The organism is Microbacterium aoyamense, assembly GCF_023155855.1.
In the GTDB taxonomy this organism is placed as follows: Bacteria; Actinomycetota; Actinomycetes; order Actinomycetales; family Microbacteriaceae; genus Microbacterium; species Microbacterium aoyamense.
In genome coordinates, this window is record NZ_JAKNUT010000002.1 from 319,910 (window position 1) to 332,174 (window position 12,265).

Genomic DNA, 12,265 nt, shown 5'->3' on the forward strand with positions numbered 1-12,265 from the left:
GGATGCGTCGGCCTTCGCCGCTGCCGCAGTCGGCGGTGCCGCGCGCGCCGGCGCCCGAGGTCGACCCCTCGGCGGACGAGCGCGAGGAGTCCCTCGCCGACAGCCCGGCCGCGCCCGACGCCGCGATCACCGAGCCGATCCCGATCATCCGCGATCCGGACGCCGCGCCGGCGCCGGAGACTGCCCCCCTCGCGCCGCCACGGCCGATTCCGATCGCCGTGCCCGACGATGCCCCGGCCGATCCCGCTGCACCGGCGGAGGCCGAGGCGCCGAATCCCGCGACCCCCGTCGGTCTTCGTGCCGTGTGGTCCGCGGCCCGTGCGCGGCGCAAGGCCCTGCGCGCCGAAGTGCGCCGCTTCACAGTGCGCCAGCGCCGCCGGCGGGCGACGTGGATCGGAGTCGCGGCATCCTTCGTCCTGCTCGTGCTCGCGACGCTCGGCGCGGCGTACAGTCCGCTCTTCGCGGTGGAGCAGATCCGCATCGTCGGGGCCTCGCAGCTCGACGCGGATGCCGTCGAGGCCGCGCTCGACGGCCAGATCGGCACGCCGCTGCCGCTCGTCGACGAGAGCGAGGTCAAGGCCGCCCTCGTCACGTTCCCGCTCGTCGAGTCGTACACGCTCGAGGCGCGTCCTCCGCACGAGCTCGTCGTGCGCATCGTCGAGCGCACACCCGTCGGCTACCTGGAGACTCCTGCCGGGTTCTCGCTCGTCGATGCCGCCGGCGTCGTCCTCTCGACCGCACCGACCCCGGGGAGCGAGGGGCCCATGCTGACGATCGCGGGCGGTTCCGACACGCCGGCGTTCGCCGCGGCCGGCGCCGTCATGCGCGCACTCCCCCTGAGCATCCGCGCGCAGGTGACGGCGGTCGCGGCATCCACCCCCGACGATGTGACCCTCACCCTCGGCGGCACGAACACGACGGTCGTGTGGGGGAGCGCCGAGGAGTCGGCGCTGAAGGGCGTCGTGCTCGCCAAGGCGATGGCCGCCCGGCCGCCCGAGACGGTGAGCGAGTATGACGTCTCGTCGCCGCGGGCCGTCGTCGTGCGCTGATCGGCCGGCTAATCCCCGACACGCCCATGTCGCTCCACGGTGTGCGGCGGCATCCGCCTACTTTCGATCTAGGAATTGCATACCGAGCAATTCTTTAAACCTCTACATGAGGTTGAAGGTTGGGTCAGACGGAGGCCGGCATGAGCCAGAACCAGAACTACCTCGCGGTGATCAAGGTCGTCGGAGTCGGTGGCGGCGGCGTCAACGCCGTCAACCGCATGATCGACCTCGGTCTGCGCGGCGTGGAGTTCATCGCGATCAACACCGACGCGCAGGCGCTCCTCATGAGCGACGCCGACGTCAAGCTCGACGTGGGTCGCGAACTCACGCGCGGTCTCGGCGCGGGCGCCGACCCCGAGGTGGGTCGTCGCGCGGCGGAAGACCACGCGGAAGAGATCGAAGAGGCCCTGCGCGGCGCCGACATGGTCTTCGTGACCGCCGGAGAAGGCGGTGGCACGGGCACCGGTGGCGCGCCCGTCGTCGCGAAGATCGCGAAGTCGATCGGCGCCCTCACGATCGGCGTCGTGACGAAGCCGTTCTCGTTCGAGGGGCGACGTCGTCAGCAGCAGGCCGAGACGGGCGTCGGCAAGCTGAAGGAAGAGGTCGACACCCTCATCGTCGTGCCGAACGATCGCCTGCTCGAGATCAGCGACCGCGGGATCTCGATGATCGAGGCGTTCGCGACCGCCGACCAGGTGCTCCTCGCCGGTGTGCAGGGCATCACCGACCTGATCACGACCCCGGGCCTCATCAACCTCGACTTCGCCGACGTCAAGTCGGTCATGCAGGGCGCGGGCTCCGCGCTCATGGGCATCGGCTCGGCACGCGGTGCCGACCGCGCGATCAAGGCGGCCGAGCTCGCCGTCGAGTCGCCGCTGCTCGAGGCCTCGATCGAGGGTGCGCACGGCGTGCTCCTGTCGATCCAGGGCGGGTCCAACCTCGGCATCTTCGAGATCAATGACGCGGCGCAGCTCGTGAAAGAGGCCGCGCACCCCGAGGCGAACATCATCTTCGGAACCGTCATCGACGACACGCTGGGCGACGAGGTGCGGGTCACCGTCATCGCGGCCGGCTTCGACGGAGGCGAGCCGTCGCTGCGGATCGACCCCGTGAACGCCTCGCGCGTCGTGACGCCGCCCGCGCTGCCGTCGACGGACGCGACGGCCGACGACGTCGTGCGCGAGTTCGACACGCCCGAGCCCGTCGCGGTCGCGGCGGTCACCGACAGCGGCTACGACTCCGCGTTCGGCGACGACGACCTCGACATCCCCGACTTCCTCAAGTAACGCTCGATGGACCGCGATCTCGCCGCCCGTCTCGACGAGGTCGACGGTCGCATCGCGCAGGCCGCGAGCGACGCCGGGCGCGATCCGGCGTTGCTCACGCGCATCGTCGTGACGAAGTTCCACTCCGCCGAGCTCGTCCGCGAGCTCGCGGCGCTCGGGGTGCGCGACGTCGGCGAGAACAAGCAGCAGGAGCTCACCGCCAAGCGCGCGGAACTGCCCGACCTCGATGCGAACTGGCACTTCATCGGCCAGATCCAGACCAACAAGGCGCGCGCGGTGCGGGCCGCGGCATCCATCGTCCACTCGGTGGACCGGGCGAGACTCGCCGACGCACTCGATGCCGCCGCACCCGACGACGAATCGGTGCTCGACGTCCTGCTGCAGGTCAATCTCACGGACGACCCGGGACGCGGCGGTGTGGAGCCTGCCGAACTCGAATCGCTCGCCGAGCACGTCGACGGGTGCCGCACCCTCCGGGTCCGGGGAGTCATGGCCGTCGCTCCGCTGGACGAGGAGCCTGCGTCCGCCTTCGCGCGCCTGCGCGCGTACAGCGACCGGCTGCGTGCGGTCGTGCCGGACGCCGATTGGATGTCGGCGGGGATGACCGCGGACTTCGTCGAAGCGATCGCCGCCGGCGCGACACACCTTCGGATCGGGTCGGCAATCACGGGTCCGCGCCCGATGCACGGTTAACCTCGGAACAGACGAGCGATCAGGAGGATGCGATGTCGAACCCGCTCAAGAAGACCATGGTGTACCTGGGCCTCGCCGACGAGGAAGAGGTGTACGAGGAGCAGACGCCGCAGCCTCGCGGACGCCGCACCGAGGCCGTGGTCGAGAAGGCCGCACCCGTGACGCCGATCCACCGGCCGACCGTCGTGCGCCAGCCCTCGCCCACCGCGATCAGCGAGATCCTCACGGTGCACCCCAAGCAGTACCGCGATGCGCAGGTGATCGCCGAGAACTTCCGCGAGGGGATCCCGGTCATCATCAACCTGTCGCAGATGAGCGACGCCGATGCGCGCCGCCTGATCGACTTCGCGAGCGGCCTCTCGCTCGGGCTCTACGGACGCATCGAGCGGGTCACCAGCAAGGTGTTCCTGCTCTCGCCCGAGAACGTCGCCGTATCGGGCGACGGCGCCGTGGCGCAGGCCGACCCCGAGTCGGTTCCGTTCTCGCAGCACTGACCCGTGGACATCGTCCGCCTCATCGCGGCGATCCTCAACGCCGCGCTCGTCATCTACGTCCTCGTGCTGCTCGCGCGGCTGATCCTGGAATGGATCCCGTTCTTCAACCGGGAGTGGCGCCCGCGCGGTGCCGTTCTCGTGATCGCCGAGATCATCTACACCGTCACGGATCCGCCCATCCGCTTCTTCCGTCGCTTCATCCCGCCCCTGCGGGTCGGGGCGATCGCGATCGACTTCGGATTCGCGCTCACGATGCTCCTGTGCTTCGTGCTGCTCGCGGTCACCCGCGTTTTCGCGAGTTCGTGACACGAACCGACCCGACTTCCACACAGGCGCGACGGCGCGACTATGCTTGCCTGATACGGCCCGCCCCCACTGGGCCCGCCACAGACAGCTGCCAGCGACCTGAGCGCTCGAAAGAGGAACCACCATGGCATTGACCCCCGATGACGTCGTCACCAAGCAGTTCCAGCACGTCCGATTCAAGGACGGCTTCGACCCCGACGAGGTCGACGACTTCCTCGACGAGATCGTCGTGGAGTGGCGCAAGGCCCTCGCCGAGAACGAAGAGCTGAAGGCGAAGCTCGCGGCCTACGAGTCCGGCGCATCCGCCCCCGAACCCGCCGCAGCACCGGCCGCGGCACCGGTCGTCGAGACCGCCGCCCCCGAGCCGGTCGTCGCCGAAGCCGCCGCCGTCTCCACGGGCGCCGGAGCCTCTGCCGGCATCATCGAGCTCGCGCAGCGTCTGCACGACGAGCACGTCGCCGAGGGCATCGCCCAGCGCGACCAGCTCATCTCCGAGGCCAAGTCGCAGGCCGCCGCGATCGTGACCGACGCCGAGACGCGCGGCCGCGAGGAGCTCGCGAAGCTCGACCGCGAGCGCAGCGTGCTCGAGACGCGCATCACCGAGCTTCGGAACTTCGAGCGCGACTACCGCTCGCAGCTGCGCAGCTACATCGAGGGCAAGCTCCGCGACCTCGAGACCACCGCGACCTCGTCAGGATCGACCCCGGTCTCTGCCATCGGCCTCTAAGGTCGGCGTGTCCGAACGCCAGCCTCTGCGTCATTCGTCGGCCGGCGCCATCATCGCGGTTCTCGCGGTGCTGGTGCTGGCCGCCGACCAGTTCACGAAGTACCTCGCGCTGCAGAACCTGCCGCTCGAGGAGCCGGTGAAGATCCTCGGCGACTTCCTGATCTTCTACCTCGTCAAGAACCCCGGCGCCGCCTTCTCTCTCGGCGAGGGTGTCACGTGGATCTTCACGATCGCGCTGGCGGTCGTCGCGATCGCGATCGGCTGGCTCGCCGTACGTCGGGTGCAATCGCGACTCTGGGCAGTCGTGCTGGGCCTCCTTCTCGGAGGCGTGCTGGGCAACCTGACCGATCGACTGTTCCGCGAGCCGGGATTCCCCGTCGGTCACGTCATCGACTTCATCAACACCCCGTGGATGATGCCGGCGATCTACAACGTCGCCGACATCTTCATCGTGTGCGACATGATCCTGGTCGCACTGCTCGTCGTCGTAGGAGTGCACATGGACGGAACACGCGAACCCCGCCGGGCGCGCCAGGACGAAGAGACGATCCTGGGCGAGGGAGACGAGACGCCGCCGGACGGTCCCATCGCCGGCTTCGGCGACGAGTTCCCCGTTGCGGATCCGGATGCCGGCATCCCCGCCGATGAGCGTGGGCTGCCTCCGCTCAGCGAGGCGGATCAGCGGGCCGTCGAAGCCGAGGCCGACCGCGAAGCGCGGGGCGAGCGCCGCTCCGACGACTGACATGCCCTCTCGGCTGCTTCCCGTTCCGGACGGGCTCGAGGGCGCGCGCGTCGATCAGGCGCTCGCGAAGATGCTCGGCTTCTCGCGCACCTTCGCGGCCGACGTCGCCGAGCAGGGCGGCGTGCAGCTCGACGGTCGCTCTGTCGGCAAATCCGATCGCGTGACGGCGGGCTCGCTGCTGGACGTGACGTGGACCGACAAGCTCGAGCCGCAGATCGTGCCGATCGCGGTTCCCGAGCTCGGCATCGTCTACGACGACGACGACATCGTCGTGATCGACAAGCCGTCCGGCGTCGCCGCGCATCCCTCACTCGGGTGGGAGGGCCCCACGGTGCTCGGAGCCCTCGCCGCGGCGGGGTTCCGCATCGCGACGACGGGTGCGGCCGAACGCCAGGGGATCGTTCATCGGCTCGACGTGGGTACGAGCGGTCTCATGGTCGTCGCGAAGAGCGAGCGCGCGTACACGGCACTCAAGCACGCGTTCAAGGCGCGCGAGGTCGACAAGATCTACCACGCCGTGGTGCAGGGGCATCCCGACCCGCTCGCGGGGACGATCGATGCGCCGATCGGGCGGCATCCGTCGCACTCGTGGAAGTTCGCCGTGACGCCCGAGGCCAAGGACTCCGTCACGCACTACGAGACTCTCGAGGCGTTCCGAGGGGCATCCCTCCTCGAGATCCACCTCGAAACCGGACGCACGCACCAGATCCGCGTGCACATGGCCGCGCACCGTCATCCGTGCGTCGGCGACCCGCTCTACGGCGCCGATCCGACGCTGTCCGCACGCCTGGGGCTCACCCGCCAGTGGCTGCACGCGCACGAGCTGTCGTTCTCGCACCCGGCCACGGGGGAGTGGGTCACGTTCACCTCGGCGTACCCCGCCGACCTCGCGCACGCCCTCGAGGTGCTGCGGGAGGAGTGACGGATGTCGCATGCCGGTGCCAAGGTGTCGGTATGTCGATCGAGATCCGGCCGGCCGAGACATACGCCGACGTCAAGACGATGGTGGGGCCCAAGAGCCCCGACGCCGATGTCTGCTGGTGCCTGAGCTACCGGCTCACGTCCAAAGAGAACCAGTCGCTGCACCGCAAGGCCCGCGGACGCAAGATGTCCGCGCTTCTCCGGCAGGGTCCGCCCGGAGTGCTGGCGTACGACGGTGACGAGGTCGTCGGCTGGGCGGCGGTGCACCGGCGGGCCGACACGTCGTTCGCGACCAACCGCCGCATCCCGCACGTCGACGACCTCGACGTCTGGAGCATCTGGTGCATCCGCGTGCGTCCGGGGCATCGCGGCGAGGGCATCTCGCACGCGCTCCTGCAGGGCGCCGTCGATTTCGCCCGTGACAACGGTGCTCCCGCGATCGAGGGGTACCCGGTCGACAATCGGGGCGAGAAGGTCGACCTCACGATGGCCTACGTCGGCACGAAGGCGGGATTCCGCAAGGCGGGATTCCGCAAGGCGGCCGACACCGAGTCGGTTCTGAACGGCTTCCCGCGCGTCCTCATGCGCCTCGACCTCTGACCTGGTTGCGACGCCGGTCCGGGTGACATCCCCCACGGACTCCTCGGTCCCGGCGTCGCACTTCCACCGTACGAAGCAGCCTGGGGCGGAGCGGCGGACGCGGCAGGATGCCGTACTCGAGCGCCGTACTTGCGTAGTCGATCGCCGATTCTGCGTGGTCGGATCACGCCGGTGCCGTGCCGCCTTCGAATCGGGTCGGCAGATCCGCGCCGAGTGCGAGGTCGATCCGCCGGCGCATGTCGGCGAGTTCGAGCTCGGGGAGTCCGTCGAGGTCGTACCAGCCGACGTCGGTGAGCTCGCCGTCGGCCGGGTGCGGATCGCCCTCGATCCATTCGCAGCGGAAGACGAGACCGAGATAGTCGCACTCGTCGCCGTTCGGATACGTCACCCTCGGGATCTGGTGCACCCACGCGAGTCGCTCAGCCCGCACCCTGACGCCGGTCTCCTCGAGCGTCTCGCGCACCGCCGCGTCGGCGGGCTCCTCGCCCGGGTCGACGATCCCCGTCGGCGGTGTGAGGGCGCCGTTGTCACTGCGGCGCCCGAGCAGGATGCGACCATCCCGCACGACGATCGCGGTGACACCGGCGAGGAAGAGCGGAGCGTGGCCGATGCAGGAGCGCATCGACAGGACGTAGTCGGGGGTAGGCATCCGGCCACGCTACCCGCACCCGTCCCGACCCCAGTCTCACCCTCAACTCGAGGGTGAGACGACCTCGACGACCCGCGCCGCCCTCGGGCGACCGATGTCGGAGCCGTCCGTAGACTCGATCCGTGGCATCCGACTCCTTCGTTCATCTGCACGTGCACAGCGAATACTCGATGCTCGACGGGGCCGCGCGCATCAAACCCATGGTCGAAGAGGCCGTACGGCAGCAGATGCCCGCGATCGCCGTGACCGACCACGGCAACACCTTCGCGGCGTTCGAGTTCTACAGGACCGCGAAGGACGCCGGCATCAAGCCGATCATCGGCATCGAGGCGTACGTCACACCGGGCACCCACCGATCCGACAAGGCGCGCGTGCGCTGGGGAACGCCCGAGCAGAACGACGACGACGTCTCGGGCTCCGGCGCGTACACCCACATGACGCTGCTCAGCGAGACGACGGCGGGCATGCACAACCTGTTCCGCCTCTCGTCGAAGGCGAGCATGGAGGGCTACTACTTCAAGCCGCGCATGGACCGCGAGCTCTTGCAGACCTACAGCGGCGGTCTCATCGCGACCACGGGCTGCCCCGGTGGCGAAGTCCAGACGCGACTTCGGCTCGGGCAGTACGACGCCGCCCGCGCGGCGGCCGCCGAGTTCCAGGACATCTTCGGAAAAGACAACTACTTCGCCGAGATCATGGACCACGGTCTGTCGATCGAGCGGCGCGTGCAGGCCGATCTGCTCAAGATCGCGAAGGACCTCGACATTCCGCTCGTCGCGACCAACGACCTGCACTACACGCACCAGCACGACGCGGGCAGCCACGCGGCGCTGCTGTGCGTGCAGTCGGGCTCGACGCTCGACGACCCGAAGCGGTTCAAGTTCGACGGTGACGGCTACTACGTCAAGACGCCCGCCGAGATGCGCCAGATCTTCCGCGACCACCCCGAGGCGTGCGACAACACCCTGCTCATCGCCGAGCGGTGCGAGGTCGAGTTCAACACGAGCGCGAACTACATGCCGCGATTCCCGGTGCCGCAGGGCGAGACCGAGGACTCCTGGTTCGTCAAAGAGGTCGAGATCGGTCTCGAGAAGCGCTATCCCGGTGGCATCCCCGACCACGTCCGCAAGCAGGCCGAGTACGAGACCGGCGTCATCCTGCAGATGGGGTTCCCCGGCTACTTCCTCGTCGTGGCCGACTTCATCAACTGGGCCAAGCGCAACGGCATCCGCGTCGGCCCCGGCCGCGGGTCGGGTGCCGGTTCCATGGCGGCGTACGCGATGGGGATCACCGACCTCGATCCGCTGCAGCACGGCCTCATCTTCGAGCGATTCCTCAACCCCGACCGCGTCTCGATGCCCGACTTCGACGTCGACTTCGACGACCGTCGCCGTGGCGAGGTCATCACGTACGTCACCGAGAAGTACGGCGACGAGCGCGTCGCCCAGATCGTCACGTACGGCACGATCAAGGCGAAGCAGGCTCTGAAGGATGCCGGGCGCGTGCTCGGGTTCCCCTTCAGCATGGGCGAGAAGCTGACGAAGGCCATGCCGCCCGCCGTCATGGGCAAGGACATGCCGCTCGAGGGCATGTTCGACAAGGAGCACCCGCGCTTCAAAGAAGCGAGCGAGTTCCGCGCGCTCATCGATACCGACCCCGAGGCCAAGACGGTCTTCGACACGGCCCTGGGCCTCGAGAACCTCAAGCGCCAGTGGGGCGTCCACGCCGCCGGCGTCATCATGTCGTCCGAGCCGCTGATCGACATCATCCCGATCATGAAGCGGGAGCAGGACGGCCAGATCGTCACGCAGTTCGACTATCCGTCGTGCGAGGCGCTCGGCCTCATCAAGATGGACTTCCTGGGGCTGCGCAACCTCACGATCATCAACGATGCTCTCGACAACATCGAGGCGAACCGCGGCACCAAGCTCGTGCTCGAGGATCTCGGACTCGATGACGCGGCGGCGTACGAGCTGCTGACCCGCGGCGACTCGCTCGGAGTCTTCCAGCTCGACTCCGGCCCGCTGCGCAGCCTCATGCGGCTCATGCGGCCCGACAACTTCGAAGACATCTCGGCGCTCATCGCGCTCTACCGCCCGGGCCCCATGGGGGCGAACTCGCACATCAACTACGCGCTGCGCAAGACGGGGCAGCAGCCGATCACGCCGATCCACCCCGAGTTCGCCGAGAGTCTCTCCGACATCCTCGACACGTCCTACGGTCTGATCATCTATCAGGAGCAGGTCATGGCGATCGCCCAGCGGGTGGCCGGATTCTCGCTCGGTCAGGCCGACATCATGCGGCGCGCGATGGGCAAGAAGAAGAAGTCCGAGCTCGACAAGCAGTTCGAGGGCTTCGAGGCCGGCATGAAGGCGAACGGGTACTCCGAAGAGGCCATCACGACACTGTGGGAGATTCTGCTCCCCTTCTCTGACTACGCCTTCAACAAGGCCCACTCGGCCGCCTACGGTCTCGTGTCGTACTGGACGGCGTATCTCAAGGCGCACTATCCCGCCGAGTACATGGCCGCCCTGCTGACGAGCGTCGGCGACTCGAAGGACAAGATGGCGGTCTACCTCAACGAGTGCCGCCGCATGGGCATCAAGGTTCTGCCGCCCGACGTCGGCCAGTCGATCCGCTACTTCGCCGCCGTGGGGGAGGACATCCGCTTCGGGCTCGGCGCCGTCCGCAACGTCGGCGCGAACGTTGTCGACGGCATCGTCGCCGCGCGCGCCGACGACAGCTTCGTCAGCTTCCACGACTTCCTCACCAAGGTGCCCATGCACGTGGCCAACAAGCGGACGGTCGAGTCGCTCATCAAGGCCGGCGCGTTCGACTCGCTGGGCTCGACCCGGCGGGCGCTGATGGAGATCCACGAGGACGCCACCGAGGCCGCCGTCGAGACCAAGCGCAAGGCGGCGACCGGGGCCATCGGGTTCGACTTCGACTCCCTCTACGACGAGGCCGAGGAGATCCAGCCCGCCAAGGTGCCCGAACGCCCCGAATGGACCAAGAAGGACAAGCTCGCGTTCGAGCGCGAGATGCTGGGGCTGTACGTGTCGGACCATCCGCTCGCGGGCCTCGAGATCCCGCTCGCGAAGCACGCATCCCTCACCATCCACGACCTGCTCTCCTCCGAGACGATCGACGACGGAGACCAGGTCACGGTGGCGGGGCTCGTCACGAGCGTGCAGCACCGCGTCGCGAAGCAGAGCGGCAATCCCTACGGCATGATCACCGTCGAGGACTTCAACGGCGAGGTGACGGTCATGTTCATGGGCAAGACCTACACCGAGTTCCAGTCCATGCTGCAGGCGGACTCGATCCTCGTCGTGCGCGGGCGCGTGTCCCGACGAGACGACGGGTTGAACCTGCACGCGCAGGCGGCGTTCTCTCCGGATCTGGGGACGATGGATGCCGCGGGCCCGCTCATGCTCGTCATGCCCGAGCATCGTGCGAGCGAGGCCGTCGTGAACGACCTCGCCGAGGTTCTGCGGCGTCATCAGGGCGATACCGAGGTCACACTGCGCCTCTACAAGGGCTCGGCGGCGAAGGTGTTCGAGGTGCCGATGCCCGTCTCGGTGAGCGCCGACCTGTTCGGCGAGCTCAAGGGTCTGCTCGGCCCCCAGTGCTTGGGCTGACGCTGTTCTCGCGCTGCCGTACCCGAAACCCCTCTGACACACCGCGACCCGCGACCTGGCGCGCATAGGCCCTCCGAGTAGGATCGGCTCCACGCGCCCGAGCCGAAAGGACCCCCATCGTGAGCGACCAGCTGGACGAGACCCCCGCACTCACCGAATTCGACGGCGAGACGTTCGAGACCGTCGAAGAGCCCCCGCAGTACGGTGTCGGGCCCTTCTCGATCCGCGAGGTCGCCCTCGCCGGCGTCTGGGTCGCAGCGTTCGTCGTGTCGTTCTTCCAGGTCGCCGCGTTCATCAGCGGCCCAGGGCAGACTCTCCTGTTCGGCTTCGGATCCGTCTGGACGTCCGGACTCGGCTGGATCCTGACGATCGGTCTGCCGACCGCCGCCGTGTTCCTCCTGGCTCTGCGCCGGCTCTCACCCGATGGCATCCGCCGAGTCGGCTCGCTCGGCATCGACCAGTTCGCGTCAGTCGCCTTCTCGGTGTCCGCCGTCATCTGGCTCCAGCTCGCCTGGGAGACCGTCGCGTTCTCGATCGCGGGCGGTGGCTGGCTCCGGTCGTGGGTCGTCTGGGTCGAGCTCGTCCTCATGCTCATCGGCGTCGTGCTGACGGTGTTCGCTCCGTTCATCCCGCCGTTCGACGAGGACTTCCGTGGTCGTGCCGAGGTTCCCGCACACCGCAACGCGCGCCCGATCCGCGCCGTCTCGCCGCGTCCGGCCCGCGAGCCGCGGCCGGCGCCCGCTCCCGCCGAGGAGTTCGCCCCTCCGGCGGAGTACACCGCGGGCGACGACGCGCAGACCGGCGAGTACGCCCCGTATGCCCCTGTGCAGGAGCAGGCGGCCTATGACGCGAGCACGCAGGGCGAACCCGTCTACACGGCCGAGCCGGTCGACGAGTCGGGCGAGGCGTGGACGCCGCCGCAGACGCGTGGCACCTACGAAGCACCCGTCGAGCAGGCACCCGTGCGGCACCAGGCTTTCTGGGCGCTCGCGCCCGTCGAGCGTGACGTCGTCGACGAGAACGGCGTCCCGCTGTTCCGCATCGGTCCGACCGCGTGGGCGCTCGTCATCGAAGACCACGGCAGCCGCTTCGTCGTGCGCCACGAGGACGGCCGCGTCGGCTACCTGCTCGATGTGACCGACGTCACGCGGGGGTAG

The 12,265-nt window shown here is 68.7% G+C and carries 12 protein-coding genes; 11 read left to right on the top strand and 1 reads right to left on the bottom strand.

Translation table 11 applies throughout. The features are described from left to right. The first annotated feature begins 2 nt into the window (after positions 1 to 2). From MA876_RS08295 to MA876_RS08335, 9 genes are all read left to right on the top strand, one after another. Positions 3 to 1,049 (top strand): cell division protein FtsQ/DivIB, encoded by a 1,047-nt coding sequence (locus tag MA876_RS08295; RefSeq protein WP_248147697.1) that lies wholly within the window; start codon positions 3 to 5, stop codon positions 1,047 to 1,049. Positions 1,050 to 1,189: 140 nt separating this feature from the next. Continuing rightward, positions 1,190 to 2,335, top strand: coding sequence for a cell division protein FtsZ (ftsZ, locus tag MA876_RS08300; protein ID WP_248147699.1), 1,146 nt, complete (start codon positions 1,190 to 1,192; stop codon positions 2,333 to 2,335). A 6-nt stretch (positions 2,336 to 2,341) separates the two neighbouring features. Next, complete coding sequence (locus MA876_RS08305) at positions 2,342 to 3,028, top strand: YggS family pyridoxal phosphate-dependent enzyme (RefSeq protein WP_248147701.1); 687 nt, start codon at positions 2,342 to 2,344, stop codon at positions 3,026 to 3,028. 32 nt (positions 3,029 to 3,060) lie between these two features. Next, on the top strand, positions 3,061 to 3,522 hold the full coding sequence (locus MA876_RS08310) for a cell division protein SepF (protein WP_248147703.1): 462 nt from the start codon (positions 3,061 to 3,063) through the stop codon (positions 3,520 to 3,522). Between the two features lie 3 nt (positions 3,523 to 3,525). After that, positions 3,526 to 3,828 (top strand): YggT family protein, encoded by a 303-nt coding sequence (locus MA876_RS08315; protein ID WP_248147705.1) that lies wholly within the window; start codon positions 3,526 to 3,528, stop codon positions 3,826 to 3,828. A gap of 124 nt (positions 3,829 to 3,952) precedes the next feature. Continuing rightward, complete coding sequence (locus MA876_RS08320) at positions 3,953 to 4,555, top strand: DivIVA domain-containing protein (protein ID WP_248147707.1); 603 nt, start codon at positions 3,953 to 3,955, stop codon at positions 4,553 to 4,555. A 7-nt stretch (positions 4,556 to 4,562) separates the two neighbouring features. Beyond that, positions 4,563 to 5,297, top strand: a complete 735-nt coding sequence (lspA, locus tag MA876_RS08325; protein WP_308221648.1) for a signal peptidase II — start codon at positions 4,563 to 4,565, stop codon at positions 5,295 to 5,297. Position 5,298: 1 nt separating this feature from the next. After that, positions 5,299 to 6,219 (top strand): RluA family pseudouridine synthase, encoded by a 921-nt coding sequence (locus MA876_RS08330; protein ID WP_248147708.1) that lies wholly within the window; start codon positions 5,299 to 5,301, stop codon positions 6,217 to 6,219. A 32-nt stretch (positions 6,220 to 6,251) separates the two neighbouring features. Further along, complete coding sequence (locus tag MA876_RS08335; protein WP_248147710.1) at positions 6,252 to 6,818, top strand: GNAT family N-acetyltransferase; 567 nt, start codon at positions 6,252 to 6,254, stop codon at positions 6,816 to 6,818. 163 nt (positions 6,819 to 6,981) lie between these two features. Here MA876_RS08335 and MA876_RS08340 read toward each other — a convergent pair whose 3' ends face one another. Continuing rightward, positions 6,982 to 7,467 (bottom strand): NUDIX hydrolase, encoded by a 486-nt coding sequence (locus MA876_RS08340; protein WP_248147712.1) that lies wholly within the window; start codon positions 7,465 to 7,467, stop codon positions 6,982 to 6,984. Between the two features lie 170 nt (positions 7,468 to 7,637). On the opposite strand from MA876_RS08340, the gene dnaE reads away from it, so the two are divergent. Next, the gene (gene dnaE / locus MA876_RS08345) at positions 7,638 to 11,108 is read left to right on the top strand and encodes a DNA polymerase III subunit alpha (RefSeq protein ID WP_248148017.1); all 3,471 of its coding nucleotides are present in this window, start codon (positions 7,638 to 7,640) and stop codon (positions 11,106 to 11,108) included. Between the two features lie 119 nt (positions 11,109 to 11,227). Beyond that, positions 11,228 to 12,265, top strand: a complete 1,038-nt coding sequence (locus MA876_RS08350) for an ECF transporter S component family protein (protein ID WP_248147714.1) — start codon at positions 11,228 to 11,230, stop codon at positions 12,263 to 12,265.

Coding starts and splice junctions, on each gene's coding strand:
- MA876_RS08305 (WP_248147701.1), top strand. CDS start 2,342: ATGGACCGCGATCTCGCCGCCCGTCTCGACGAGGTCGACGGTCGCATC.
- MA876_RS08320 (WP_248147707.1), top strand. CDS start 3,953: ATGGCATTGACCCCCGATGACGTCGTCACCAAGCAGTTCCAGCACGTC.
- MA876_RS08310 (WP_248147703.1), top strand. CDS start 3,061: ATGTCGAACCCGCTCAAGAAGACCATGGTGTACCTGGGCCTCGCCGAC.
- dnaE (WP_248148017.1), top strand. CDS start 7,638: ATGCTCGACGGGGCCGCGCGCATCAAACCCATGGTCGAAGAGGCCGTA.
- MA876_RS08335 (WP_248147710.1), top strand. CDS start 6,252: ATGTCGATCGAGATCCGGCCGGCCGAGACATACGCCGACGTCAAGACG.
- ftsZ (WP_248147699.1), top strand. CDS start 1,190: ATGAGCCAGAACCAGAACTACCTCGCGGTGATCAAGGTCGTCGGAGTC.
- MA876_RS08340 (WP_248147712.1), bottom strand. CDS start 7,467: ATGCCTACCCCCGACTACGTCCTGTCGATGCGCTCCTGCATCGGCCAC.
- MA876_RS08295 (WP_248147697.1), top strand. CDS start 3: ATGCGTCGGCCTTCGCCGCTGCCGCAGTCGGCGGTGCCGCGCGCGCCG.
- MA876_RS08330 (WP_248147708.1), top strand. CDS start 5,299: ATGCCCTCTCGGCTGCTTCCCGTTCCGGACGGGCTCGAGGGCGCGCGC.